The organism is Streptomyces niger, assembly GCF_000718305.1.
Classification (GTDB): domain Bacteria; phylum Actinomycetota; class Actinomycetes; order Streptomycetales; family Streptomycetaceae; genus Streptomyces; species Streptomyces niger.
The window spans coordinates 167,997-194,314 of sequence record NZ_JOFQ01000005.1 but is presented as its reverse complement, the minus strand read 5'-3'; the positions used below and the strand labels follow the sequence as shown (position 1 = coordinate 194,314).

The following is a 26,318-nucleotide window of genomic DNA, read 5'->3' as shown; positions in this document are numbered from 1 at the left end:
GCCTGCGCCTGCGCCCGCCGGCCCGGGCCGAACGGCCGGCCGGAACCGACTGGACCGGAGTTTTCTCTGTCATGAGCGCACTACTGACCGGGCGGATGACCACGCCGCTGTGCACGCAGGCGATCCCCGCGCTGGAACCCGGGCCGCCGGGCATCATCGCCCGCGCGCAGTACTGGTTCGCCTGCCTCTTCGCGGCGGGCTGGACCGGCGTCCTCGGCGGCGGCCTCTACCTCCAGCTCGTCGACGGCGAGCACCCGTGCCCGCTCTGCGTCGTCCAGCGGATGTTCATGGTGCTGGCGCTGCTGGGCGCCGCCCACATCGTCCGGCAGGGGCTGCGCGGCGCCGTGCCGCGCCGGGACTACCTCATGGGGTGGGGGCTCGCGCTCGTCGGCTGCACGGCCGGTGCGCTGGTCGCGGGGCGGCAGGCGATGCTGTACCTGCTCGCCGGTGACGTTGGTGCGGCCGGCGGCGTACCCGCCGGGCAGTACGGCGGCCTCGTGCGGGGAGTGCCGGCCGACTTCTGGGCGTGGCTCTTCTTCCAGGCGTCGGTGCTCGCCATCGGCGCCGTGCTGGTCACCTCGCACCTCACCACGGCCCGGCGGATCCCCCTGCGGGGCGCGCACCACGCGATGGGGGTGGGCGTGCTGTTCCTCGCCGGGGCCGTCGTCGCGGCGACCACGACGGCCGTCTTCCTGGAGGCGGGGCTGAACGCCTTCCTGCTGGTCGCCCCCGGCCGCTACCAGCTCTTCTACGACCTGGGGCTGGTGCGCTGAGCCGGCGCAGCGGGCCGGGTCAGGCGCTGCGGCGCAGCGGCGGGTGCGGGCGGGCGTCCGCCCGGCGCCGGCGGTCGTTGCACAGCAGGCACTTGCCGTAGCCGGGCGGCAGCGGGTCCTCGGGGTCGCCGTACAGCGGGTCCACGGCGCCGTGCGGGTGGGCGGCGCAGCCGGTCGGGCCGCCGGCCGGGTCGGGGTCGGAGCCGAGCGATCCGGCGGTGGTCAGGGCGTGCCGCAGGACGTCGACGAGGCGGTCGGCGTCCTGCCGGCTGGGGGCCTGCTGCAGGCCCGAGGCGAGGTCGGCGGCGAGAGTGAGCGCGGTCTGGAGTTCGCGCAGGTCTGCGTAACTCATGCCCCGGAGCGTAGGCGCACCCACTGACAGTTGATCTTCCGATCGCACTTCGTGGCATCCCATGCGCCGATGCATGCCCGCCCTCCGCGACGTTTCACCACCGCGCGGCGGAAGCCCCCCTTGCGGAGGCATGACGTCCGGGTGACGGGCGGGACGCCCGCGCCGGGCGGCGGGCGTCCCGCCCGGGCCACCGGGTCCGGCCCGGGCACGCCCGTGCCCGCGCCCGGCGCCGGCCCCGGCGTGCGCGTCCGCTCAGGGCGCGATCGGCAGCTCGCGCTTGTGGGCGGTGAGGCGGTAGCGGCGCACGATGGTGGCGAACGTCTCCTCGCCGACCGGCTTGCCCTCCAGGAAGTCGTCGAGCTCGTCGTACGTGACGCCGAGCGCGTCCTCGTCCGCCTTGCCCGGGGAGAGCGTCTCCAGGTCGGCGGTGGGAACCTTCCAGACCAGCTCGGCGGGGGCGCCGAGGGCGTCGGCCAGCGCGCGCACCCGGCGCTTGGTCAGGCCGGTCAGCGGCACCACGTCCGCCGCGCCGTCGCCGAACTTGGTGAAGAAGCCCGTCAGCGCCTCGGCGGCGTGGTCGGTGCCGACGACCAGGCCGTCCCGGGCACCGGCCACCGCGTACTGCGCGATCATGCGCTGCCGGGCCTTGGTGTTGCCCTGGACGAAGTCCTGGTGGTGCGCGTCACGGAAGGGCACGCCGGAGTCCAGCACGGCCTGCAGGGCCGCGTCGCTGGCCGGCTTCACGTCGACGGTGAGCACCTCGTCGGCCTTGATGAAGGAGAGCGCGAGCTGCGCGTCGTGCTCGTCGGCCTGCACGCCGTAGGGCAGCCGCATGGCGTAGAACGTCGCTTCGTGGCCGGCCGCGCGGGCCCGCTCCACCGCGAGCTGGCAGAGCCGGCCCGCGGTCGTGGAGTCCACGCCGCCGCTGATGCCGAGCACCAGGGCCCGCAGTCCCGTGCTCGTCAGCCGCTCGGTGAGGAAGGCCACCCGGCGCTCGATCTCCTCCTGAGCGTCGAAGGACGCGGACACCTGGAGATCCCGGGCGATCTCCTGCTGCAGGCTCATGGATGCCGGGTCGGTCACAGTGGCTCCTCGTGGTCTGGCTGTGGCGCCTGGGCGTGCGGAGGGGCCGGCGGCACCGGCGCACAGGCGCATACGTACGAGGAAACTCTATTCGTCGTTCGCCCACTTCTTCAGCGCGGCCTTGCTGGAGAACTGGCCGACGTTCTTGTCGAGGGGGCTGTCGGTGTACTGGTGGAAGCGCCACTTCGCCTTGATCCGGGGGTGCCCGGCCTTGACGTAGTCGGCTATCCACAGCCCGTCCCCGGCGTACGACGTGGTGTCGTGGTTGAGCCAGAAGTCGCGGTTGCAGTACAGGAGTACTTGGTGGCGGTCCGGGCGCAGGGCCTTCACCTCGCGGATGAACTGGTCCTTCTGCGCGTTGCTCGCGTAGGTCCCGGCGCTGGTGCGCTCCCAGTCGACTATCAGGACGTCGCCCAGTCTGGACGCGCACTTCTCGACGAAGTACCGCGCCTGCGCCGCGATGTTCCCCGGCCACAGGAAGTGGTAGAAGCCGACCACGCAGCCGGCTTCACGGGCCCGCGACGCCTGCGCGCCCTGATGCGGATTGATGTAGGAACGGCCCTCCGTCGCCTTGATGAAGACGAAGTCCTGGCCCTTCGTGGAGTAGGTGGGTTGATACGAGCTGACATCGACGCCGTGCAGCATTGTCATCCTCCCGCAACCGTGCGATGCGATTACCAAGCGTCACCGCGATCCGCCTTCATGGACATGCCCGCTGACGCCGGATCTCAAAGGTGGAGTTGGCTCCTGGTCGTGCTTCGTCGCTCCCCTCGACGTCCCCCGTGCACGACGGCTGTGCACGCTGTGCGACAAGCGCCGTCGGTAACCAAACGCCTCTCGACGTACGGGAGTTCCCGTGGGTAATACGGATACGGGCTCCGCGCCGGGTGCGCAAGCAAAAAACGACAACGGGTCCGATCCACAGGAGGATCGGACCCGTTGCCGGGGTGCGAAGTCAGGCCGAGGGACGGCGGGGCGCGTAGCGCGCCACCAGCAGGCTCAGTGCGGCAATCATGATCAGCAGTATGAGAATCACCAGCGTCGCCTGCCCCGAACTCCCAGGCCCATTCCGTGAGCTGAGTCACATCAGGAATACGGGTGGCGTACGGGTCGTACGCCGGTGTCCGGGCGGGCCGATCAGCACTCGATGATGTTCACCGCGAGGCCGCCGCGCGCGGTCTCCTTGTACTTCACGCTCATGTCGGCGCCGGTGTCCTTCATGGTCTTGATGACCTTGTCGAGGGAGACGTGGTGCCGGCCGTCGCCGCGCAGCGCCATGCGGGCGGCGGTGACCGCCTTGACCGAGGCCATGCCGTTGCGCTCGATGCACGGGATCTGGACCAGGCCGCCGACCGGGTCGCAGGTCAGGCCGAGGTTGTGCTCCATGCCGATCTCCGCGGCGTTCTCCACCTGCTCCGGGGAGCCGCCCAGCACCTCGGCGAGACCGCCGGCCGCCATCGAGCAGGCCGAGCCGACCTCGCCCTGGCAGCCGACCTCGGCGCCGGAGATCGAGGCGTTCTCCTTGAAGAGCATGCCGATGGCGCCCGCGGCCAGCAGGAAGCGGATCACGCCCTCGTCCTTCTCTTCCTGGGAGGACCCGCCGGGCACGAAGTTCATGTAGTAGTGCAGGACCGCGGGGATGATGCCGGCCGCACCGTTGGTCGGCGCGGTCACGACCCGGCCGCCCGCCGCGTTCTCCTCGTTGACCGCCATCGCGTAGAGCGTGATCCACTCCATGGCGCGCGCCTGCGCGTCGCCCTCGGCACGCAGCGCGCGGGCGGCGTTCGCGGCGCGCCGCCGCACCTTCAGCCCGCCGGGCAGGATGCCCTCGCGGCTGGTGCCGCGGGCGACACAGGCCTGCATGACGTGCCAGATCTCCAGCAGCCCGGCCCGGATCTCCTCCTCCGTGCGCCAGGCCTTCTCGTTCTCCAGCATCAGCGCGGAGATCGACAGGCCGGTCTCCTGGGCGAGCCGCAGCAGCTCGTCGCCGGTGCGGAAGGGGTACTTCAGCACGGTGTCGTCGAGCACGATGCGGTCGGCGCCGACCGCGTCCTCGTCCACGACGAAGCCGCCGCCGACCGAGTAGTACGTCTTCTCCAGCAGCGGGGCGCCGTGCTCGTCGTACGCGAAGAGGGTCATGCCGTTGGCGTGGTACGGCAGCGACCGGCGGCGGTGCAGGATCAGCTCGGTGGACTCGTCGAAGTCGATCTCGTGCAGGTCGCCTATCTCGGCGTCCAGCAGCCGCAGCCGCTTGGTGGTGCGGATGCGCTCGACCATGTCGTCGGCCTTCTCGACGTCCACGGTGCGCGGCGAGTGGCCCTCCAGGCCGAGCAGGACGGCCTTGGGGGTGCCGTGGCCGTGCCCGGTGGCGCCGAGCGAGCCGAACAGCTCGGCCCGTACGGAGGTGGTCTGCGCGAGGAGGCCGTCCTTCTTGAGGCGGCCGACGAACATCCGCGCCGCGCGCATCGGGCCGACCGTATGCGAGGACGAGGGGCCGATGCCGATGGAGAAAAGATCGAAGACGGAGATGGCCACGGTGGCGGACTCCTTTGTCTGCTCAGGGTGGGCGAGGGGCGGAATGCGTGCCGCGGGCACGCCCCGCGGAAGCAGGCCGTGAACGGCGTAGGTGGGACGTTTCTTCGCCGACTGTCGAGGCTAACGCGACAGAAGGGGCCTACCGGGCGGTTACCGGACGTCCTGTGGCGAGGCGCACACGCCACGGGCCCGGGACAGGATGCCCCGGGCCCGTGAAGCCCGTACGACCACCAGGTGTCTTACTTGCCCAGCTCGGGGTAGAGCGGGTGCTTGTCGGCGAGCGCGGTGACGCGGGCCTTCAGGGCGGCCGCGTCGGCCGCCTCGAAGGGAGAGGGCGCCATCAGCGCCAGCGCGATGATGTCGGCGACCTCGCGGAAGTCTTCGGTGGTGAAGCCGCGGGTGGCGAGCGCCGGGGTGCCGATCCGCAGACCCGAGGTGACCATCGGGGGCCGCGGGTCGTTCGGGACGGCGTTGCGGTTGACCGTGATGCCGACCTCGTGGAGGCGGTCCTCGGCCTGCTGGCCGTCCAGCTCGGAGTCGCGCAGGTCGACCAGGACCAGGTGCACGTCGGTGCCGCCGGAGAGCACGTTGACGCCCGCCGCGCGCGCGTCGGGGGAGGTCAGACGCTCGGCGAGGAGCTTGGCGCCCTCGACGGTGCGCTGCTGGCGCTCCTTGAAGTCCTCCGAGGCGGCGACCTTGAAGGAGACCGCCTTGGCCGCGATCACGTGCTCCAGGGGGCCGCCCTGGAAGCCCGGGAAGACCGAGGAGTTCAGCTTCTTCGCGAAGTCCTTCTTGGCCAGGATGATGCCGCCGCGCGGACCGCCGAGCGTCTTGTGCGTGGTGGAGGTCACGATGTCGGCGTGCTCGACCGGGTTCGGGTGCAGACCCGCGGCGACCAGGCCGGCGAAGTGCGCCATGTCGACCCACAGGTACGCGCCGACCTCGTCGGCGATGCGCCGGAAGGCGGCGAAGTCGAGCTGGCGCGGGTACGCCGACCAGCCCGCGATGATCACCTTGGGGCGGTGCTCCTTGGCGAGCTGCTCGACCTCGGCCATGTCGACCAGGCCGTCGCCGTCGACGTGGTAGGGGACCACGTTGAACTGCTTGCCGGAGAAGTTCAGGCGCATGCCGTGGGTGAGGTGCCCGCCGTGCGCCAGGTCGAGGCCCAGGATCGTGTCGCCCGGCTTGGCCATGGCGAACAGCGCTGCCTGGTTCGCGGAGGCGCCGGAGTGCGGCTGCACGTTGGCGTACTCGGCGCCGAACAGCTCCTTGACCCGGTCGATCGCGATCTGCTCGGTGACGTCGACGTGCTCACAGCCGCCGTAGTAGCGGCGGCCGGGGTAGCCCTCGGCGTACTTGTTGGTGAGGACCGAGCCCTGGGCCTCCATGACGGCGACCGGAGCGAAGTTCTCCGACGCGATCATTTCGAGGGTGGACTGCTGACGGTGGAGTTCGGCGTCGACAGCGGCGGCGACGTCGGGGTCGAGCTCATGGAGGGAGCTGTTCAGAAGCGACATGAGTCTTCCTGGGTGGGAGCCTCCGAGGACCTTGTGGGCCCCCGGCACGGCGGGCGGGCGTAGGTCAGCCGGCGGTGAAGGCGGTGTACTCGTCGGCGGAGAGCAGGTCCTCCGGCTCGCCGCTCAGCTTCACCTTGAACAGCCAGCCGCCCTCGAACGGGGCGGAATTCACCAGCGACGGGTCGGCCACCACGTCCTCGTTGATCTCCGTGACCTCACCGTCGACCGGGGAGTAGAGATCGCTGACGGACTTGGTCGACTCCAGCTCGCCGCAGGACTCGCCCGCGGTGACGGTGTCACCGACCTCGGGGAGCTGGGCGTAGACGACATCGCCGAGCGCGTTGGCCGCGTGCTCGGTGATGCCGACCGTCGAGACGCCGTCCGCGGCGGCCGACAGCCACTCGTGCTCCTTGCTGTAGCGGAGCTGCTGGGGGTTGCTCATGGTTCGATTCTCCTGGATGCGCGGGAATGATCGTGCAGAGGGTCTTGACAGGTGAGACGCGACTGCGTCACTTCTACCGGCCGGACGGCGTCCGAGCGGCCATTTCTCCTGGCCGGAGCGTTCCGGGCGGTTACTTCTCCCGCTTGTAGAAGGGCAGCGCGACGACCTCGTACGGCTCGTGCTTGCCGCGGATGTCGACCGCCACACCCTTCGTCCCCGGCTCGGCGTGCGCCGCGTCCACGTACGCCATCGCGATCGGCTTGCCCAGCGTGGGGGAGGGGGCGCCGGAGGTCACGGTGCCGATGGCGGTGCCCTCGGCGTCCACGACGGGGTAGCCGGCGCGCGGCACCCGGCGGCCCTCGGCGATCAGCCCGACGAGCTTGCGCGGCGGGTTCTGCTCGGCCCGCTCGGCGGCGGCCGCCAGCGCGTCCCGGCCCACGAAGCGGCCCTCGTTCCCGGGCTTCTCGAACTTCACGACGCGGCCGAGGCCCGCGTCGAAGGGGGTGAGCGAGGTGGACAGCTCGTTCCCGTACAGCGGCATGCCGGCCTCCAGGCGCAGCGTGTCGCGGCAGGACAGGCCGCAGGGGACCAGGCCCGCGTCCTTGCCGGCCTCGGTCAGCGCCTCCCAGAGGGCGACCGCGTCCTCGGGACGGACGAACAGCTCGAAGCCGTCCTCGCCGGTGTAGCCGGTCCGCGCGATCAGCGCCTCGACGCCCGCGACGGTGCCGGGCAGGCCCGCGTAGTACTTGAGGCCGTCCAGGTCGGCGTCGGTCAGCTGCTCAAGGATGCCGGCGGACTCGGGGCCCTGGACGGCGAGCAGCGCGTACGCGTCGCGGTCGTCCCGGACGGCGGCGTCGAAGCCGGCCTGACGGGCGCGGAGGGCGTCCAGCACGACCTGGGCGTTGGAGGCGTTGGCGACGACCATGTACGCGCCCTCCTCGCCCGCCTTCGGCGAGGAGGGGCCCAGGTCGGCCAGCCGGTAGACGATCAGGTCGTCCAGGATCCCGCCGTCCTCCTGGCAGATCATCGTGTACCGGGCGCGGCCGGGCTTGACCGAGCCGATGTTGCCGACCAGCGCGTAGTCCAGCAGGTCGGCCGCCTGCGGCCCGGTGACCGTGATCTCGCCCATGTGCGAGAGGTCGAAGAGGCCGGCGCGGGTGCGGACGGCGACGTGCTCGTCGCGCTCGCTGCCGTAGCGCAGCGGCATGTCCCAGCCGGCGAAGTCGGTCATGGTCGCGCCGAGCGCGCGATGCGTGGCATCGAGCGCGGTGAGTCGAGCGCTTCGTCGCGAAGCGACTCCCTCTGGGGCGGTGGCGGGCGACGGGCGGGCTTCACTCATGGCGGCGGGCTCCCGGGATGGACGACAGGGACGTATCGGACGTCTCCCCATCTGTCATCGGAACCTGAGAGGTTCACCGACAGCCCCGATCGGGCTTCGGCTTGCACCTTGGGTGGGGCCGCACCCGGGCGGCCCGCTTTTCAGATCTGCCTCGTCCGCGCAGTACAGGGGCCTGAGAGATTCAAGGGAGGACTTGCTCCTTCGGCGCCCCGCCGTGGCCTGGCGGGAACTCTCCCGCGCGGATTCAAGCGGCCGGTATGCAGTTGGCGGCCGGCGTCGGGCACGGCCGGCGCGCACATCATTGCACGGGATCGCCGGATACAGGAGTCCCGGCCCGCGCCGCCCCGGGAACCGGGCGTCAACCCGCCATGACCAGCCCCGCGCTTGAAGCTCATTACCTTTTCTTGACACTCTGCGGGTAGGGGGCCGGCAGTGAACGGAACGGGGAGGGCGATCACGGTGCAGAGGCAAGCCGTATGCGCGACATCGGCAGGGGCCGCGCGCGGCGCGGTACCCCGCCGCGCCCGCGCGCCCAAGGCGGTGGTGCGCCCGGGCCGCGGGGCCCGCGTGACCGACCTGCGTGGCGCGGAGGGCACGGCACACGTCCGCGAGCTGGACTTCCCCGCGCGCTGCCTGGTGGTCGTCTCCGGCCTGCCGGGCGGCGGCAAGAGCACGCTGATGCAGCGCGTGGTGCCGGCGCTGGACCGGGCCGGCGCGCCCGTCCACCGCATCGACTCCCAGGACGTACGGGAGCGCTGGGAGGCGGGCCGGCTCGGCGCGCTGCCGTACGGCCTGCTCCGCCCGCTGGTGCGGATCGCGCACTACCGCGGCCTGCGGCGGGCGCTGCGCTCCGGCGGCAGCGTCGTGGTGCACGACTGCGGCACGGTCGCCTGGGTGCGCCGCTGGATCGCGCGCACCGCCCGGCGGGACGGCCGCGAGCTGCACCTGCTGCTGCTCGACGTGCCCGCGGAGGTGGCGCTGTCCGGGCAGCGGGCCAGGGGCCGCGGGGTGTCCGGCTACGCCTTCGCGCGGCACCGGCGTGCGGTGGACCGGCTGCTGGCCAGGGCCCACGCCGCGCGGCTGCCGAAGGGGTTCACGGCGACCGTGCTGCTGGGCCGGCGGGCGGCCGAAGCGCTGGAGCGCACGACGTTCGGCTGAGAGCCTGGGCGCACACTGCCGCGCCCCCCGTCCGGGCTTCGGGACGGGGGGCGAACGGTCCGCCGCGGGCCGCTAGGGTTTTCGATCAGGCAGTGCGGCACGAAGCGGGTGGGTGACCATGGACATTCCGGAGCAGAGCATTCCCGGTCAGGACGTTTTCGAGCAGAGCATTCCGCAGTTGGCCTGGCCGGCCAACGAGCTGGAGGAGGTGCTCGCGGCGTCGGTGGGTCAGCCCGGTGCCGGCGCCCGGATAGTCGAGGTGCTCGGCCGCAGCCGGATATGGGTGCCGCTGCCCAAGGGCGGCGGCCCCGAGAGCGCCGGTTTCGGCGCGCCCGGCCTGGACCTGCCCACCGTGGAGCTGCCCGACGGCCTGGCGTACGTGCCCGTCTTCAGCTCCGAGCAGGAGTTCCTGCGCGTCGTCGGCGCGCACATGTCGTTCACGGTCGCGCCGGCCCGCGAGTTCGCCCGCGGCCTGCCCCCGAAGATCGGTATCGCGGTGAACCCGGACGGCACGGTCGGCGTCCCGCTGCCGCCGCCCGCCGTGGCCGAGCTGTGCCGCGGCGACGTGCCCCGCGAGGGGCTGCCGTCCGGCGGCCGGGTGCGGCTGTACGAGCCGGACTGGCAGGACGAGCCGGTGGACTTCCTCGCCGCCGCGGGCCTGGAGTTCTCCCACGTGCCGCACGTCACCACCGCCCGCCGCTGCCTGGCGAACATCGAGGGCGACGCGCCCACCCTCTTCGTCGGCGTGCAGGTCGCCGACCCGGCGGCCGCCGCCCAGGACCAGACCCAGCGCGACGTCGCGCTGGAGGCGCTGGGCCGGGCGCTCGGCACGGTACCGGTGCCCTGGCCGGTCCAGCTGGTCATGCTGGACATCGCGCACGACCCGGTCGTCGACTGGATGCGGGAACGGGTACGGCCCTTCTACACACAGGACCTCACCTAGCCCGGCCGGCCGGGGCCGGTCGCGGCCCGTGCCGGACCGATCGGCGCGCGCCCGGACCGCGCCGCGACCCGGCCCGTAAGCTGGTGGGATGACGGGCGGGCACCCCCACGTGCCCGACGGGAGAAGGGACGGGGACACGTGAGCGCGGGTGCGCATCAGGGAGCGGCGACCGGCCAGGTCGAGCAGGTGCTGCAGCAGGTCTCGCCCGGCCGGTACGACGCCTACGAGGCGCTGCTGCAGGCGCTGTCCGGCGGCCAGGTGTGGATGCTGCTGTGGCAGGGCCAGGCCGGGGCCCCCGATGCGCAGTACGGGAACATGGAGGTCGACGGGCTCGGCTACGCGCCGTGCGTGACTTCCCCCGCGGAGCTCGCGGCGAGCGGCTGGACCCGTGCCCACGAGGTCGTGCCCGGCGCCGAGATCGCCGCCGCGCTCTACCCCGACCGCTGGGGCCTCTGGCTGAACCCGCACGCGCCCGGCGGCGGCGTCGGCATCCCCTGGCTGGACCTGCGCCGGATCGCCGGCGGCCTGGACCGGCTGCCCGCGGGGCCGCTGCGGATCACCGAGCCGGTCGTGGAGATCCCGCAGTTCTACGCCCTCCTCGGGCAGAACGCGCACCGCACGCCCGCCGTCCGCTCGCTGCGCCGGGCCTGGGTGCAGCCCGCCCTCGGCGTCCCCTACCTCGCGATCGGCCTGGATCTGTACGAGACCGGGCGGGCCGCGGTGGAGTCGGTACGGCTGATGATGCAGCAGTCCATCGGCGCGGTGCCGGAGGGCCTGCCGGTCTCCACGGTGGCGATGGAGGACGAGTACGACCCCGTGGCCATGTGGATGCGCGCCTACTCCCGCCCCTTCTTCGACCGCGGGGCGCACGGCCCGGCGCCGGCCACGGCCGCCTCGTACGGTTACGGCTACCCCCGCCCCCACTGACGTTCCGCGCGGCCGGGGTGCGGCGGGCCCCGCCGCCCTCCCCGTGTGCCGTAGTGTGCCGAATTGCCCGTGTGCGTACCGCCGTTGAGGCTGGCGCGAACTGGCCGCGCGAACCGCTCAGCCGTCCGTGATGTCCGTATAACGGTATGCCGTGGAGCACATCACAGTTGCGCATCCTTTCCCCGGCAGGTCTGGTGACTGATCGCGACTCGGATGAAGACTCCCGCAGCAGGGGTCTAGACCCTGTGTGCGACAAGCAACTCGACCACTGTCGCGCGGACATCCGAAGACCGATGAGCTGCAAGACCTCCGGGCGTCCGCCGGCGTGCACACCAGTGATGTGAACCGAGCCGCCGATGCGGCGGACGTGGGCCGGCCACAGGCGGGCCGAGAGGGGTCAAAGGCACTGTGACCGCACCGATCGAGACCACCGGGGCGGCTGCCGAAGCGCAGCCGGAAGCGGTGCTGGAAGGCGTCGGGAGCAAGCGGATCGAAGGCCGTTCGCTCGGACAGATCGCCTGGCTGCGCTTCAAGCGCGACAAGGTCGCGGTGGCGGGTGCCATCGTTGTCATCCTCCTCATCGTCATCGCCGCGCTCTCCCGCCCGCTCCAGTCGCTCCTGGGCCTGGACCCGAATGAGCCGAATCAGTCGCTGATCGACCCCAACACCACCCTGCCGCTGGGTGACCTGGGCGGCATGAGCGCGGACCACCCGCTCGGCGTCGACCCCAAGTTCGGCCGCGACCTGCTCGCCCGGGTCCTGGAGGGCTCCTGGGTCTCGCTGATCGTGGCGTTCGGCGCGACCCTGCTGTCGGTGGCGATCGGCACCGTCCTCGGCGTGGTGGCGGGCTACTACCGGGGCCGGGTGGACGCGGTGATCAGCCGGCTGATGGACGTCTTCCTGGCGTTCCCGCTGCTGCTCTTCGCCATCGCCATCTCCGCCTCGCTGCAGGGCGGCGCCTTCGGCCTGGAGGGCCTGCCGCTGCACATCTCGGTCCTGATCTTCGTGATCGGCTTCTTCAACTGGCCCTACATGGGCCGCATCGTGCGGGCCCAGACGCTGTCGCTGCGGGAGCGCGAATTCGTCGACGCGGCCCGGGGGATGGGCGCCCGCGGACCGTTCATCCTCTTCCGTGAACTGCTGCCGAACCTGGTGGGGCCCATCGTGGTCTACTCCACGCTGCTGATCCCCTCCAACATCCTCTTCGAGGCGGCGCTCAGCTTCCTGGGTGTCGGTATCCAGCCCCCGCAGGCCTCCTGGGGCGGCATGCTCAACCAGGCGGTCAAGTACTACGAGGTCGACCCCCAGTACATGCTCGTCCCCGGCCTCGCGATCTTCGTCACCGTACTCGCGTTCAACCTGCTCGGTGACGGTCTCCGGGACGCGCTGGACCCACGCAGCCGCTGACGCCGCTCCGGCGGTGCCCGGGCGGTCCCACCAGTTCCACCCGAAGTTTCCGACGAACGAAGGGGAAACCGACCATCATGCGAAGGTCAGTTCCGGTCGCGGCGATCGCGACCATATCCTGTGCGGGCCTTTTGCTGGCCGGCTGCAGCGGCGGCAAGGACTCCGCCAACGGCTCGTCCAAGGCGAACGCCGCCACCAAGGGGGTCGTCAACGCCTCGAACGAGAAGGGCGGCACGCTCAACTACGCGATCAGCGACGCCCCCGAGTCCTTCGATCCGGGCAACACGTACTACGCCTTCATCTACAACTTCAGCCGTCTCTACGCGCGTCCGCTGACCACCTTCAACCCGGCCCCCGGCGCGAAGGGCAACGAGCTGGTGCCGGACCTCGCCGAGTCGATGGGCAAGGCCAGCGACGGCGGGAAGACCTGGACGTACAAGCTCCGCAAGGGCGTGAAGTACGAGGACGGCAGGGAAGTCACCTCGCAGGACGTCAAGTACGCGGTCGAGCGCTCCAACTTCGCGCGGGACACCCTCTCGCTCGGCCCGAACTACTTCCAGCAGTTCCTGGTGGACGACGACAAGTACAAGGGCCCCTACAAGGACAAGTCCAAGGCCGGGCTGAAGTCCATCGAGACGCCGGACGACCACACGATCGTCTTCCACCTGAAGAAGCCGTTCGCGGAGTTCGACTACCTGGTCTCGGCGCCGCAGACCGCCCCGGTCCCGCAGGACAAGGACAAGGGTGCGGAGTACACCCGGTCCGTGGTCTCCTCCGGCAGCTACAAGTTCCAGAGCTACCAGGAGGGCAAGCAGCTCGTCCTGGTGCGCAACCCGCAGTGGTCCGCCAAGACGGACCCGCTGCGCAAGCAGCTCCCGGACAAGATCGTCGTGAAGATGAAGGTCGCCAAGTCGACCATCGACAAGGACCTGAAGTCCGGCAACACCCACATCGACCTCGCCGGCACCGGCGTGGACGGCCAGACCCAGGCCCAGCTGCTGACCAGCGAGTCGGAGAAGGCCAACACCGACAACGCGCTCGGCCAGCGGCTGGTCTACACGGCGATCAACTCCAAGGTGAAGCCGTTCGACAAGCTGGAGTGCCGCCAGGCGGTGCAGTACGCGATCGACAAGAAGGCCGTGCAGACCTCGCTCGGCGGCCCGATCCGCGGTGACCTCGCCTCCACCGTCCTGCCGACGGACATCCCCGGGTACCAGAAGTTCGACCTGTACCCGCAGAAGTACGACGCCAAGAACAAGCTGGACCTGACCGAGGCGAAGAAGAAGTGGAAGGAGTGCGGGGCCGGCAACGTCGACACCACCATCCTCGCCCGCTCCGACCGCCAGGACGAGGTCGACGCGGCCACCACGGTCGTCGAGTCGCTGAAGAAGATCGGCATCAACGCCAAGATCCAGCAGTACCCGACCAGCAAGTACTTCTCGGACTACGCGGGCGTGCCGAAGTTCAACAAGAAGAACAACGTCGGTCTGATCATGATGCAGTGGGGCTCGGACTTCCCGACCGGCTACGGCTACCTGCAGCAGATCCTGAACGGCAAGGCGATCAGCCAGTCCGGCAACACCAACCTCTCCGAGCTGGACGACCCGGAGATCAACAAGCTGCTCGAGACCGCCATCGCCGACACCGACAAGGCCGCGCGCGAGAAGGCGTACGCCGAGATCGACAAGAAGACGATGGAGCAGGCGGTGATCGTGCCGCTGACCTACTTCAAGGTGCTGAACTACCGCTCGCCGGAGGCCACGAACCTGGTGTCCACGTCGGCCTTCAGCGGCCAGTACGACTACCTCAACGTCGGCGTCAAGAAGTAGCAGCCCCGGAAGGCAGGTGAAGGCATCGGTGCCCGCCGGCCGGTGACGGCCGGCGGGCACGACGCCGCAGTCCCGTGTTCTCGTACATCATCCGCAGGTTGATCAGCGCAGTGATCCTGCTGCTGATCGTCAGCGCGGTCACCTTCGGCATCTTCTTCGTGCTGCCGAAGCTGGCCGGGCAGACCACCGACCAGCTCGCGCAGCAGTACATCGGCAAGGCCCCCACGCCCGCGGACATCGCCGCGGTGAAGAAGAACCTCGGCTTGGACAAGCCGGTGTACGAGCAGTTCTGGGACTTCCTCAAGGGCATCTTCGCCGGCGTCGACTACAAGTTCGGGCCCGAAGCGGCCCGCTGCAACTTCCCGTGCTTCGGCTACTCCTTCAAGACCCACATCGAGGTCTGGCCCGAGATCCAGTCCCGGCTCCCGGTGACCCTGTCGCTGGCCGCCGGTGCCGCGGTGGTCTGGGTCGTCTCCGGCGTGGCCACCGGCGTGCTCTCCGCGCTGCGCCCCGGCTCGCTCTTCGACCGCGCCGCGATGGGCGTGGCACTGGCCGGCGTCTCGCTCCCCATGTTCTTCACCGGTGCCCTGGCGCTGGCCCTGTTCACCTACCAGTGGCCGATCTTCCAGCGCAGTGACTACGTTCCGCTGCTGGAGGACCCGTTCGGGTGGGCGCAGACCCTGGTCCTGCCCTGGGTCACCCTGGCCTTCCTCTATTCGGCGCTGTACGCCCGGCTCACCCGGGCCGGCATGCTGGAGACGCTGAACGAGGACTTCATCCGTACCGCGCGCGCCAAGGGCCTGCGCGAGCGGAAGGTCGTCGTCCGGCACGGCCTGCGGGCCGCGCTCACGCCGATCATCACCGTCTTCGGCATGGACCTCGGCCTGCTGCTGGGCGGCGCGCTCATCACCGAGCAGGTCTTCTCCCTCCAGGGCGTCGGCGCCTTCGCCGTCCAGGCGATCACCGCCAACGACCTGCCCAACATCCTCGGCGTCACCCTGCTCGCCGCCTTCTTCATCGTCCTGTGCAACCTGGTGGTGGACGTCCTGTACGCCGCCGTCGACCCGCGGGTGAGGCTCTCGTGACCGACTCCGAAGAACTGACGAGGAGCGAACCGGACGCGGGCTCGTCGGCGATCGCCGAGCCCGTGGCGGAGGGCGGCACGGCCCCCACCGCCTTCCTCGAAGTACGCGACCTGAAGGTCCACTTCCCGACCGACGACGGCGTCGTGAAGTCCGTCGACGGGCTCTCCTTCAAGCTGGAGAAGGGCAGGACGCTCGGCATCGTCGGCGAGTCCGGCTCCGGCAAGTCCGTGACCTCGCTCGCCGTCATGGGCCTGCACCGGGCCTCGCGCCGGCAGCGCAGCAAGGTGCGGATGTCCGGCGAGATCTGGCTGGACGGCAAGGAGCTGATCGGCGCCGACCCCGACGACGTACGGCGGCTGCGCGGCCGCGAGATGGCGATGATCTTCCAGGATCCGCTGTCCGCGCTGCACCCCTTCTACTCGGTCGGCAACCAGATCGTGGAGGCGTACCGGGTCCACCACGACGTGGACAAGAAGACCGCGCGCAAGCGGGCGATCGAGATGCTGGACCGGGTGGGCATCCCGCAGCCGGACAAGCGGGTGGACGACCATCCGCACCAGTTCTCCGGCGGCATGCGGCAGCGCGCGATGATCGCGATGGCGCTGGTCAACAACCCCGAGCTGCTGATCGCCGACGAGCCGACCACCGCGCTGGACGTGACCGTCCAGGCGCAGATCCTGGACCTCATCCGGGACCTGCAGAAGGAGTTCGGCTCGGCCGTCGTCATCATCACCCACGACCTGGGCGTGGTCGCCGAGCTCGCGGACGACCTGCTGGTGATGTACGGCGGCCGGTGCGTGGAGCGCGGCCCGGCGGAGAAGGTCTTCTACGCGCCGCAGCACCCCTACACCTGGGGTTTGCTCGGCTCGATGCCGCGCATCGACCGCGCGCAGACCGACCGTCTGATCCCGGTCAAGGGCACCCCGCCCAGCCTGATCAACGTCCCCTCCGGCTGTGCCTTCAACCCGCGCTGCCCGTACGCGGACGTGCCGAAGGACAACCTCACCCGTACCGTCCGCCCCGAGCTGCGCGAGGTCGGCAATGGGGGCACCCCCGCCGATGAGGGCGTAGCCGGCGGGGGAGGCCACTTCTCCGCCTGCCACATGGCGGCGGAGGAACGGGAGCGGATCTGGACCGAAGAGATTGCGCCGAAGCTGTGACCGAGACGACTGACGAGAAGAACACGGCGGCGGCCCCGCCGGAGTCCGCCGCCCCCGCGGCCGCGCCCCTGCTGAAGGTACGCGGCCTGGTCCGGCACTTCCCGATCACCAAGGGGGTGCTCAAGCGCCAGGTGGGCGCGGTGCAGGCGGTCGACGGCATCGACTTCGACGTGTTCCCGGGCGAGACGCTGGGCGTGGTCGGCGAGTCCGGCTGCGGCAAGTCCACGATGGGCCGGCTGATCACGCGGCTGGACGAGCCGACCGGCGGCACCATCGAGTTCGAGGGCCGGGACATCACGCACCTGTCGACCGGCGGGATGCGCCCGATGCGCCGCGACGTCCAGATGATCTTCCAGGACCCGTACGGCTCGCTGAACCCGCGCCACACCATCGGCGGCATCGTCGGCACCCCCTTCCGGCTCCAGGGCGTCGAGCCGGAGGGCGGCGTGAAGAAGGAGGTGCAGCGGCTGCTGGAGCTGGTGGGGCTGAGCCCGGAACACTACAACCGGTACCCGCACGAGTTCTCCGGCGGCCAGCGGCAGCGCATCGGCATCGCCCGCGCGCTCGCCCTCAAGCCCAAGCTGGTCGTCGCCGACGAGCCGGTCTCCGCGCTGGACGTCTCCATCCAGGCGCAGGTCGTGAACCTGATGGACGACCTCCAGGAGGAGCTGGGCCTGACCTACGTGATCATCGCGCACGACCTGTCGGTCATCCGGCACGTCTCGAACCGGATCGCGGTGATGTACCTCGGCAAGATCGTGGAGCTGGCGGACCGCGCCTCGCTGTACGAGACGCCGATGCACCCGTACACCAAGGCGCTGCTCTCCGCGGTGCCGGTACCGGACCCCAAGCGGCGCACCGAGCGGGACCGCATCCTGCTCAAGGGCGACGTGCCCTCGCCGATCGAACCGCCGTCGGGCTGCCGCTTCCGCACCCGCTGCTGGAAGGCGACGGAGGTCTGCTCGACGACCGAGCCGCCGCTGGTGGCGCTGCGCGCGGGGCACCAGGTGGCGTGCCATCACCCGGAGAACGCCCCGGACAACGCCCCGGAGTCGCCCGGTAAGGAGTCAACTGCGGCGTAATTGCTGATGAGTTGGCAAAGTGACGTGTGTGACTGAACGGGAGAGTGCAGAGTCGGCGCGGTTGTTCCACAGACATCCGTGTGTTCGAAGGGACCGGCTCACTCATGGCACTCTCCCGTTCAGCACGTCACAGAACCCGCCTGCTCGCGCTGGCCACCGCCGTCGCGGCGGCGTGCACCGTCGCCGCCGCGCCCGGCGCCTCGCCCGGCGCGCCCGGCGCGGGTGACCCCTACTTCCCGAACCTGGGCAACGGCGGCTTCGACGCCCTCCACTACGACCTCGGCGTCCGCTACGCCCCGGACACCGACCGCCTCGACGGCCGTACGACGATCACCGCACGGGCCACCCAGCACCTCAGCTCCTTCGACCTGGACCTCCAGCAGCTCGACGTCTCGTCCGTCCGGGTCGACGGCGCGAAGGCCCGCTTCACGCGCTCCGGCGACGAGCTGACGGTCACCCCGCGGTCCCCGCTCCGCAAGGGCGCGCGCTTCACCGTGCGCGTCGACTACGGCGGCGTCCCCGAACCGCTCGGCGGCCCGATCGTCTTCGGCTCGAAGTACGGCTGGATGAAGACCCCGGACGGCGTCTTCGTCGCGTGCGAGCCGAACGCCGCGTCCACCTGGTTCCCCTCCAGCGACCACCCGGGCGACAAGGCGACGTACGACATCCGCATCGACGCCCCGAAGGGCCTGACCGGCGTCTCCAACGGCCGGCTCGTCGCCTCGTACGAGAAGCACGGCCGCTCCTACGCCCACTGGCGCGAGTCGCGTCCGATGGCGACCTACCTCGCCACCGCGACCATCGGGAAGTTCGACGTCCGGACCGGCACCACACCCGGCGGCATCCCGGTCTACGTGGCCAGCGACCCGACGCTGCCCACCGGCGGCGTCGACTTCTACCAGGTCACCTCCGAGGCGACCGACTACTGGTCGAAGGTGTTCGGCCCGTACCCCTTCGAGACGACCGGGGCGATCGTCGACGACATGCCGGACGCGGAGTTCTCCCTGGAGACCCAGTCCAAGCCCGTCTACTCCGCGGTGCGCAGCGAGTCCACCATCGTGCACGAGCTGGCCCACCAGTGGTTCGGCGACTCCGTCTCGGTGGCCGATTGGCACCACATCTGGCTCAACGAGGGCTTCGCCACGTACGCGCAGTGGCTGTGGAGCGAGCACAAGGGGAAGGCCACCGCGCACGACTCCTTCCTGAAGGCGTACGCGGCGCGGCCCGCGGACTCCGACTTCTGGAAGGTGCGGGTCGGCGACCCGCAGCGCGACACGATGTTCGCCTCGGCGGTGTACCAGCGGGGCGCCATGACCCTGCAGGCGCTGCGCGAGCGCATCGGCGACAAGGCGTTCTTCGAGCTGCTGCCGGCCTGGACGGAGCAGCACAGGTACGGCAACGCCACCACCGGCCAGTTCATCGCGCTGGCGGAGCGGATATCCGGGCAGCAGCTGGACGACCTGTTCGACACCTGGCTCTTCACGGACAGCCGGCCGGCGCTGCCGTAACGGGCGTCGGAGCCGCCGGAGCCGCCGGAGCCGCCGGTGGGGACGGTGTGGGCACCCGCCGCCCCTACCGGTCGGTAATAATTCCATGTACGGTGCACCGCATGGCACAGGTGACCATAGGTAACAGCGAGTTCGACCGCGACACGGCGGTCGTCCGCCGCTCTCCCGGCGTCTACGACGCCGAGCTCTCGGCCGGCTGGACGATCATCCACGCGGTCAACGGGGGCTACCTCCTCGCGCTGATGGGCCGCGCCCTCGGTGACGCGCTGCCGCACCCGGACCCGATGACGGTCACCGCGCACTACCTCACCGCGTCCAGGCCGGGTCCGGCCGTCATCCGTACCGAGGTCGTGCGCACCGGCCGCACCATGTCCACCGGCACGGCGACCCTCGTCCAGTTCGAGGACGACGGCACCGAGGTCGAGCGGCTGCGCGTGCTGGCCGCGTACGGCGACCTCGACGCGCTCCCGGACGACGTGCGCACCACCGCCAAGCCGCCCGCCATGCCGGCCCGCGCGGAGTGCTTCGGCGCCGACGCCGCGCCCGGTGGCCGCCCCGCACTGCCCGGCAGCTCGGCGATCACCGCCCGGCTCGACGTCCGGCTGGACCCCGCGACCTGCGGCTGGGCCGTCGGCGCGCCCAGCGGCAACGGCGAGATGCGCGGCTGGTTCGGCCTCGCCGACGGCCGCGACGCCGACCCGCTCTCCCTCCTCCTCACGGTCGACGCGCTGCCGCCCACCGCCTTCGAGATGGGCCTCAAGGGCTGGGTCCCCACCGTGGAACTCACCACCCACATCCGCTGCCGCCCCGCGCCCGGCCCGCTCCGCGTCTCGATCGCCACCCGCAACCTCGCCGGCGGCTTCCTGGAGGAGGACGCCGAGGTCTGGGACGCCGACGACCGCCTGGTCGCGCAGTCCCGGCAGCTCGCGCGGGCGCTGCTGGACTGACCCGGGGCCGGGTGCGTCCGGTCGGACTTGTGGAGGGTGCCTCCGCGCGCGGGGTGTGCGCTCCCGGTGCGCCTTTCGGAAGCTCGTAGAATCGTGCGCACCATGGTTTACCTCGACCACGCCGCCACCACCCCGATGCTGCCGGAGGCGGTGCAGGCGATGACCGCCCAGCTGACCGTGACCGGCAATGCCTCTTCGCTGCACGCCGCCGGCCGGCGTGCCCGCCGTACCGTCGAGGAGGCCCGGGAATCCCTCGCCGCTTCGCTCGGCGCACGCCCCAGTGAGGTCGTCTTCACCGCGGGCGGCACGGAGGCCGACAACCTCGCCGTCAAGGGCCTGTACTGGGCCCGCCGGGACGCCGAGCCGGCCCGCACCCGCGTCCTGGCCAGCCCCGTCGAGCACCACGCCGTGCTGGACGCGGTCGAATGGCTCGCCGAGCACGAGGGCGCGCGCGTGGAGTGGCTGCCGGTGGACACGTACGGGCGGGTGCACCCGGACGCGCTGCGCGAGGCGGTCTCCCGGCACCCCGAGGACGTCGCGCTCGTCACCGTCATGTGGGCCAACAACGAGATCGGCACGGTCCAGCCCGTCGCCGAACTGGCCGCCGTGGCGAACGAGTTCGGCATCCCGATGCACGCCGACGCCGTCCAGGCCTTCGGCCAGCTGGAGGTGGACTTCGCCGCCAGCGGGCTGGCCGCGATGACCGTCTCCGGCCACAAGATCGGCGGCCCGTACGGCATCGGGGCGCTGCTGCTGGGCCGCGAGTACGCGCCCGTGCCCGTGCTGCACGGCGGCGGCCAGGAGCGGCACGTCCGCTCCGGCACCCTCGACACGCCCGCGATCGCCGCCTTCGCCGCGGCCGGGCGGTACGCCGTCGCGCACCGCGAGGAGTTCGCGCGCGAGATCGGCGCCCTCCGGGACGAGCTCATCACGGCCGTCCGCGCGGCCGCGCCCGACGCCGTCCTCGGCGGTGACCCCGACCCGGCGGGCCGGCTGCCCGCCAACGCGCACTTCTCCTTCCCCGGCTGCGAGGGCGACTCCCTGCTGCTCCTGCTGGACGCGCAGGGCATCGAGTGCTCGACCGGCTCGGCCTGCACGGCCGGCGTCGCCCAGCCCAGCCATGTCCTGCTCGCCGCGGGCATGGCCCCGGACCTGGCCCGCGGCACCCTCCGCTTCTCCCTCGGCCATACCTCCACGAAGGAGGACGTGGCGGCCCTGGCGGACGCGATCGGCCCGGCCGTGCAACGGGCACGGAGCGCGGGGCTGAGCTGACAGGGGGCGGACCGCGGCGGGCACGGGCCAGGGTGCGGCGGGCGGAACGGCCCGCTAGCCGTGGAAGGTCGTGGTCGCCTCCAGGGCGGCGCGCCCGGCGGTGACCCGGTTCACCGGTGCCGCGGTGTCGGCGTAGCCGAACGAGACGCCCACCAGCAGCTTTCCCCCGGTGATGCCGAGTTCGGCGCGCACGGTGTCGGCGTAGAAGCTCAGCAGCCCCTGCGGGCAGCTGTCGACGCCGTACGCGGTCATCGCCAGGAGCAGCGTCTGCATGTACGCGCCGACGTCCGCGGCCGGCCGCGCGCCGGCCCCCTCGGGGGCGAAGAGGAACGCGACGTGCGGCGCGCCGTAGAAGCCCAGGCTCTCGGCGTCGTAAGCCGCGCGTGCGGCGTGGTCGTCGCGGCCGATGCCCAGTGCGCCGTAGAGCTGCGCACCGAAGGCGGCCCGGCGCTGCCGGTGCGCCGGTGCGTACATGTCCTCGTCGTACGGGAAGTCGACGGAGGTGCGCCGCGCGGCGTGGGCGGCCCGGAGCGAGCTCGCGAGCCGGTCGCGCGCCGCGCCGCTGACCACCTCCACCCGCCACGGCTGGGTGTTGGAGTTGGACGGTGCCGCGCCGGCCAGCGAGAAGACCGCCCGCATGGTCTCCTCGGGCACGGCATCGGGCCGGAACGCACGCACGGCGCGCCGGCCGCGGATCAGCTTCTCGGCGTGCGCACTCAGCTCGGTGCGAGCACGCGGTGCGGCGTGGCCATTCGATACGGCGTGGCCATTCGGTGCGGTGTGACCGACAGGACTCATGAAGCGCTCCCCGGTGAGAGACGGACAAGGTAAACGCAGGCGTTTACATACTGCTCCGCACTCTAGCCATCCACCCGGGCGTAAGTAAACGCAGTCGTATACTTGCCGTGTGACTGCGGCAACGAAGACGGGGCAGCGACGAGGTCAGGGCGCACGGGACCGCATCCTGGCCGCGGCCGACCGGCTGTTCGCGCGGCAAGGGATCACCTCGACCGGCATGGAGCAGGTCGCGGAGGAGGCGCCGGTCTCCAAGCGCACGCTCTACGTGCACTTCCGGACCAAGAGTGAGCTGGTGCTCGCCCACCTGCAGGCGCTCGCCTCCTCGGGGAACACGCTGGAGGGCGTGCTGACCCGCGAGGACCTGCCGCCCCGGGAGCGCATCCTTCGGCTGTTCGACCTGCCCGCCGCGGGCGCGGAGGCGGACGCGGGCGCGGTGCGAGGCTGCCCGTTCATCGACGCCGCGGCGGAGTTCCCCGACCCGGAAGACCCGATCCACGTCTGCGCGCGCGAACAGAAGCTGCTGATGGTACGGCTGGTCACCGCGCTGGTGACGGAGCTGGGCTGCGCCGGGCCCGCCGCGCTCGCCGAGCAGCTGGTGACCCTCGCCGACGGCGCGGCCGGCCGGGCCATGGTCCTGAACGACCCGGACTACGGCCGGCACGCACGCGCCGCCGCCGAGATCCTCCTCGACCGGGCCCTGGCCGACACCGGCACCGGCACCGGCACCGGCGCGAAGGCGGACCGGCCGGGGCGCGCCTAGGCAGGGGCCTTTCCTGCATCCTTCCCCGGGTCCTTGCCCTTGCCCGGGTTGCGCGACAGGGCCTGCTTCACCAGGTCCAGGTACCGGTCCCAGTCCCAGTACGGCCCGGGGTCGGTGTGGTCGGCGCCCGGCACCTCGATGTGCCCGATGATGTGCGTACGGTCCGCCGGGATGCCGTACCGCGCGCAGATGTCCGCGGTCAGCTCCGCCGAGCTCTGGTACATCGCCGCGGTGAAGTCCTGCGGCCGGTCGACGAACCCTTCGTGCTCGATGCCGATGCTGCGCTCGTTGTACTCCCGGTTGCCCGCGTGGAAGGCGACGTCCAGCTCCCGGACCGTCTGTGCGACGTGCCCGTCCTTCCGCACGACGTAGTGCGAGGCCGCGCCGTGTGCCGGATTGCGGAAGACCCGCAGGGCCGTCGCGTAGCTCCCCTGCACGACGTGGATCACCACCCGGTCGATGACGTAGTCGTCCGGCCGGTCGGCCCGCCGCCAGTTCGCCCCGGACGCGGCGGACCACTGCGCCTCGCGGTAGTCGACCTCGCCCGGCCTGCGGGGCTTCTCCTGGCCGGGCAGCCGCCACCACCAGCGCTCCAGCTGGTCGTGCGCGGCCAGTCCCGCGGCCGCCACCGCGACCGTGCCACCGATCAGCACCGCGCGGCGGCCGACGTTTCTGCGGGCCGTGTGATCACCGTCTCCCATGCGCTGAACAACGCTCACCACCCGGTTCCCGGTTCCGCCCGGCGGCCGGGCACCTTCCCCTGCCACCCGTGTCAGCGGTTCCGTCTACTCTGGAAGGGCTATGACTGACGCTCCCCGCCGCCTCCGTGTCCTCGCCGCCATGTCCGGCGGTGTCGACTCCGCCGTCGCCGCCGCCCGTGCCGCCGAGGCGGGCCACGACGTGACCGGCGTGCACCTCGCGCTCTCCGAGAACCCCAAGTCCTTCCGCACCGGCGCCCGCGGCTGTTGCACGATCGAGGACTCGCACGACGCCCGCCGGGCCGCCGACGTCATCGGCATCCCTTTCTACGTCTGGGACCTCGCCGAGCGGTTCCGCGAGGACGTGGTGGACGACTTCGTCGCCGAGTACGAGGCGGGCCGCACCCCGAACCCCTGCCTCCGCTGCAACGAAAAGATCAAGTTCGCCGCGCTCCTCGACAAGGCCCTCGCCCTCGGCTTCGACGCGGTCTGCACCGGCCACTACGCCACGGTCGTCACCCGCGAGGACGGCACCCGCGAGCTGCACCGCGCCTCCGACATGGCCAAGGACCAGTCCTACGTCCTCGGCGTCCTGGACGAGCGCCAGCTCGCGCACGCGATGTTCCCCCTCGGCGACACGGTCACCACCAAGGCCGAGATCCGCGAAGAGGCGGCCCGGCGCGGCCTCTTCGTCGCCAAGAAGCCCGACAGCCACGACATCTGCTTCATCGCCGACGGCGACACCCAGGGCTTCCTCGCGAAGCGGCTGGGCCGCGCGGAAGGCGACATCGTCGACGAGGCGGGCACCGTCCTGGGCAGGCACGAGGGCGCGTACGGCTACACGATCGGCCAGCGCAAGGGCCTCCGCATCGGCACCCCGGCGGCGGACGGCAAGCCGCGCTACGTCCTGGACATCTCCCCGGTGGACAACACCGTCACCGTCGGCCCCGTCGAGGCCCTGGACGTGACGGCCCTCACGGCCATCCGCCCCCGCTGGTGCGGCACCGCCCCGACGGCGGGCCCCCGTGCGTACACGGCCCAGCTCCGCGCCCACGGCGAGGAGACGGCGGTCACGGCCGAGACGACCGAGGACGGCATCGCGGTGACCTTCGCGGAACCGGTCCGCGGCGTGGCCCCGGGCCAGGCGATCGTCCTGTACGACGGGACGCGGGTGGTGGGCTCGGCGACGATCGCGACCACCACGCGGGCCACGGCGGGGGTATAGCCGGAAACCGCCCCATCTGACGACACGACGCCCATGCGGGGACCTGTTTACGCTGTTTATGCAGGTCAGCGGCGCGCTCTGTACGATCGCCAGGCGCTGTCGCCGTCAAACGGGGGTTTCACATGTTCGGAATCGTCAGGCCCTGCACGCATCGCCTGACCGAAGGGCTCAAAGCGGAGTGGATGGCCCATCTGTGCGGGCTCTGTCTCGCGCTGCGTAACGATCACGGGCAGTTCGCCCGGGTGGTCACGAACTACGACGGCCTGATCGTTTCCGTACTGACGGACGCTCAGGCCCACCGTGCGACGGCCGAGCGCCGCACCGCGGGCCCCTGCCCGCTCCGCGGCATGCGGACCGCTTCGGTGGCGCGGGGAGAAGGCGCGCGGCTCGCCGCATCGGTCTCCCTGGTCCTCGCCTCGGCGAAGATACGCGACCATGTCACCGACCGGAACGGCCTGCTGCGCCGCCGCCCCGTGGCCGCCGCCGCGCGCAAGATCGCCGCGGGCTGGGACCGGGCCGGGGCGCGCACCGGCAGCACGCTCGGCTTCGACACCGCCGTACTCGTCGACGCGGTCGACCGGCAGCCGGGCATCGAGCGGCTGGCCGGCCCCGGTACGCCGCTGACGGTCATCACCGAGCCGACCGAGACGGCTACCGCCGCGGCCTTCGCCCACACCGCGGTGCTGGCGGGCCGGCCCGGCAACGCCGAACCGCTCGCCGAGGCCGGCCGCCTCTTCGGCCGCCTTGCCCACCTCCTCGACGCGGTGGAGGACCGCGCGGCGGACGCCGCGGAGGGCGCCTGGAACCCGCTCACCGCCACGGGCACCGACCTCGGCCGGGCCCGCCGCCTCTGCGACGACGCGCTGCACGGCATCCAACTCGCCCTGCGCGATGTCGACTTCGCCGACGCCAGGCTCGTCCACCTCCTGCTCGTCCACGAACTCCGCCGCTCGGTGGACCGCGCCTTCGGCACGACGGCGTGCCGCCACACGGGCCACGAGACGGCGCAGCTCAACGACCACGCCGCCGCCTCCGGCCAGCCGTCCCCGTACGGCTCGTACGGCCAGGGGCAGCAACCGTTGAACGGGCCGCAGTACCCGCACGGCAGCGGCCACGATGGCCCTGACGGAGGGGCCGAAGGGGCCGGAGGAGCCGGAGGGACCAGAGGGGCTGGTGGGGCCGGAGGCCCCGGGGGTGACGGTTCTTCGGGCGGGGGCTTTCCGCACGGCCCCCAAGAGCCCTACAAGCTGAAGAAGCCCCGCGGCTTCTTCGCCGGCTGCGCCGCCTTCATCGGTCTCTGCTGCACCTGCCGGCTCTGCTGCGCCGACGAGTACGAGGGTGCCTGGTCCCGCAAGAACCGCAAGGGCTTCCTCAACGACTGCTGCGACGGCTGCCAGTGCTGTGAGGCCTGCGAATGCTGCGAGTGCTGCGAGTGTTGCGAGTGCTGCGACTGCGGTTGCTGACCGTCGGCGCCACGG

General features: G+C 71.5%; 24 protein-coding genes and 1 riboswitch. Of the genes, 15 read left to right on the top strand and 9 right to left on the bottom strand.

What is annotated here, in order from left to right; all coding sequences use genetic code 11:
* Positions 1-71 precede the first annotated feature (71 nt).
* Positions 72-773 carry a disulfide bond formation protein B gene (locus IF20_RS11815; protein ID WP_234426612.1) on the top strand — a complete coding sequence of 234 codons (702 nt, stop codon included), beginning with the start codon at positions 72-74 and terminating at the stop codon, positions 771-773.
* Positions 774-792: 19 nt separating this feature from the next.
* Here the strand turns inward: IF20_RS11815 and IF20_RS11810 are convergent, their stop codons facing one another.
* From IF20_RS11810 to gcvT, 7 genes are all read right to left on the bottom strand, one after another.
* Entirely contained in the window at positions 793-1,125 is a 333-nt protein-coding gene (locus IF20_RS11810; protein WP_052865051.1) for a hypothetical protein, read from the bottom strand.
* A gap of 252 nt (positions 1,126-1,377) precedes the next feature.
* Entirely contained in the window at positions 1,378-2,208 is an 831-nt protein-coding gene (gene nadE, locus IF20_RS11805) for an ammonia-dependent NAD(+) synthetase (protein ID WP_052865050.1), read from the bottom strand.
* A gap of 87 nt (positions 2,209-2,295) precedes the next feature.
* Positions 2,296-2,853: a GH25 family lysozyme gene (locus tag IF20_RS11800; protein ID WP_052865049.1), complete on the bottom strand. Its 558-nt coding sequence runs from the start codon at positions 2,851-2,853 to the stop codon at positions 2,296-2,298.
* Between the two features lie 492 nt (positions 2,854-3,345).
* Positions 3,346-4,743, bottom strand: a complete 1,398-nt coding sequence (locus IF20_RS11795; RefSeq protein WP_052865048.1) for an L-serine ammonia-lyase — start codon at positions 4,741-4,743, stop codon at positions 3,346-3,348.
* 239 nt (positions 4,744-4,982) lie between these two features.
* Positions 4,983-6,260 (bottom strand): serine hydroxymethyltransferase, encoded by a 1,278-nt coding sequence (glyA, locus tag IF20_RS11790; protein ID WP_052865047.1) that lies wholly within the window; start codon positions 6,258-6,260, stop codon positions 4,983-4,985.
* 64 nt (positions 6,261-6,324) lie between these two features.
* On the bottom strand, positions 6,325-6,702 hold the full coding sequence (gcvH, locus tag IF20_RS11785) for a glycine cleavage system protein GcvH (protein WP_052865046.1): 378 nt from the start codon (positions 6,700-6,702) through the stop codon (positions 6,325-6,327).
* Between the two features lie 130 nt (positions 6,703-6,832).
* A complete protein-coding gene (gcvT, locus tag IF20_RS11780) occupies positions 6,833-8,041 on the bottom strand; it encodes a glycine cleavage system aminomethyltransferase GcvT (RefSeq protein ID WP_052865045.1) in 1,209 nt (402 codons plus the stop codon).
* 150 nt (positions 8,042-8,191) lie between these two features.
* Positions 8,192-8,288: riboswitch (glycine riboswitch) on the bottom strand.
* A 212-nt stretch (positions 8,289-8,500) separates the two neighbouring features.
* Between gcvT and IF20_RS11775 the strand changes: the two genes are divergently transcribed.
* The 11 genes from IF20_RS11775 to IF20_RS11725 all read left to right on the top strand — a co-directional run bounded on the left by IF20_RS11775 (position 8,501) and on the right by IF20_RS11725 (position 21,359).
* On the top strand, positions 8,501-9,199 hold the full coding sequence (locus tag IF20_RS11775; RefSeq protein ID WP_407702483.1) for an AAA family ATPase: 699 nt from the start codon (positions 8,501-8,503) through the stop codon (positions 9,197-9,199).
* A gap of 118 nt (positions 9,200-9,317) precedes the next feature.
* On the top strand, positions 9,318-10,142 hold the full coding sequence (locus IF20_RS11770) for an enhanced serine sensitivity protein SseB (protein WP_052865196.1): 825 nt from the start codon (positions 9,318-9,320) through the stop codon (positions 10,140-10,142).
* Between the two features lie 138 nt (positions 10,143-10,280).
* On the top strand, positions 10,281-11,069 hold the full coding sequence (locus tag IF20_RS11765) for an enhanced serine sensitivity protein SseB C-terminal domain-containing protein (RefSeq protein WP_052865044.1): 789 nt from the start codon (positions 10,281-10,283) through the stop codon (positions 11,067-11,069).
* A 408-nt stretch (positions 11,070-11,477) separates the two neighbouring features.
* A complete protein-coding gene (locus IF20_RS11760) occupies positions 11,478-12,476 on the top strand; it encodes an ABC transporter permease (protein ID WP_052865043.1) in 999 nt (332 codons plus the stop codon).
* 77 nt (positions 12,477-12,553) lie between these two features.
* Positions 12,554-14,305, top strand: coding sequence for an ABC transporter substrate-binding protein (locus tag IF20_RS11755; RefSeq protein WP_052865042.1), 1,752 nt, complete (start codon positions 12,554-12,556; stop codon positions 14,303-14,305).
* A gap of 74 nt (positions 14,306-14,379) precedes the next feature.
* Positions 14,380-15,390: an ABC transporter permease gene (locus IF20_RS11750; protein WP_052865041.1), complete on the top strand. Its 1,011-nt coding sequence runs from the start codon at positions 14,380-14,382 to the stop codon at positions 15,388-15,390.
* A 14-nt stretch (positions 15,391-15,404) separates the two neighbouring features.
* Positions 15,405-16,550, top strand: a complete 1,146-nt coding sequence (locus IF20_RS11745; protein WP_052865195.1) for an ABC transporter ATP-binding protein — start codon at positions 15,405-15,407, stop codon at positions 16,548-16,550.
* On the top strand, positions 16,547-17,632 hold the full coding sequence (locus IF20_RS11740; RefSeq protein ID WP_052865040.1) for an ABC transporter ATP-binding protein: 1,086 nt from the start codon (positions 16,547-16,549) through the stop codon (positions 17,630-17,632). The genes IF20_RS11745 and IF20_RS11740 overlap by 4 nt, the downstream gene beginning before the upstream one ends.
* A 104-nt stretch (positions 17,633-17,736) precedes the next feature.
* Complete coding sequence (locus IF20_RS11735; protein WP_052865039.1) at positions 17,737-19,140, top strand: M1 family metallopeptidase; 1,404 nt, start codon at positions 17,737-17,739, stop codon at positions 19,138-19,140.
* 101 nt (positions 19,141-19,241) lie between these two features.
* Entirely contained in the window at positions 19,242-20,087 is an 846-nt protein-coding gene (locus IF20_RS11730; protein ID WP_052865038.1) for a thioesterase family protein, read from the top strand.
* 102 nt (positions 20,088-20,189) lie between these two features.
* Positions 20,190-21,359, top strand: a complete 1,170-nt coding sequence (locus IF20_RS11725; RefSeq protein WP_052865194.1) for a cysteine desulfurase family protein — start codon at positions 20,190-20,192, stop codon at positions 21,357-21,359.
* A 54-nt stretch (positions 21,360-21,413) separates the two neighbouring features.
* On the opposite strand, the gene IF20_RS11720 is transcribed toward IF20_RS11725, so the two are convergent.
* Positions 21,414-22,157 carry a nitroreductase gene (locus tag IF20_RS11720; protein WP_110944077.1) on the bottom strand — a complete coding sequence of 248 codons (744 nt, stop codon included), beginning with the start codon at positions 22,155-22,157 and terminating at the stop codon, positions 21,414-21,416.
* 109 nt (positions 22,158-22,266) lie between these two features.
* On the opposite strand from IF20_RS11720, the gene IF20_RS11715 reads away from it, so the two are divergent.
* Positions 22,267-22,917 (top strand): TetR/AcrR family transcriptional regulator, encoded by a 651-nt coding sequence (locus IF20_RS11715; protein WP_052865037.1) that lies wholly within the window; start codon positions 22,267-22,269, stop codon positions 22,915-22,917.
* Here IF20_RS11715 and IF20_RS11710 read toward each other — a convergent pair.
* A complete protein-coding gene (locus IF20_RS11710; RefSeq protein WP_052865036.1) occupies positions 22,914-23,618 on the bottom strand; it encodes an N-acetylmuramoyl-L-alanine amidase in 705 nt (234 codons plus the stop codon). The genes IF20_RS11715 and IF20_RS11710 overlap by 4 nt on opposite strands.
* Positions 23,619-23,718: 100 nt before the next feature.
* Between IF20_RS11710 and mnmA the strand changes: the two genes are divergently transcribed.
* The gene (gene mnmA / locus IF20_RS11705; RefSeq protein ID WP_052865035.1) at positions 23,719-24,840 is read left to right on the top strand and encodes a tRNA 2-thiouridine(34) synthase MnmA; all 1,122 of its coding nucleotides are present in this window, start codon (positions 23,719-23,721) and stop codon (positions 24,838-24,840) included.
* Between the two features lie 122 nt (positions 24,841-24,962).
* Complete coding sequence (locus IF20_RS11700) at positions 24,963-26,303, top strand: DUF5685 family protein (RefSeq protein ID WP_052865034.1); 1,341 nt, start codon at positions 24,963-24,965, stop codon at positions 26,301-26,303.
* Positions 26,304-26,318: the final 15 nt, after the last annotated feature.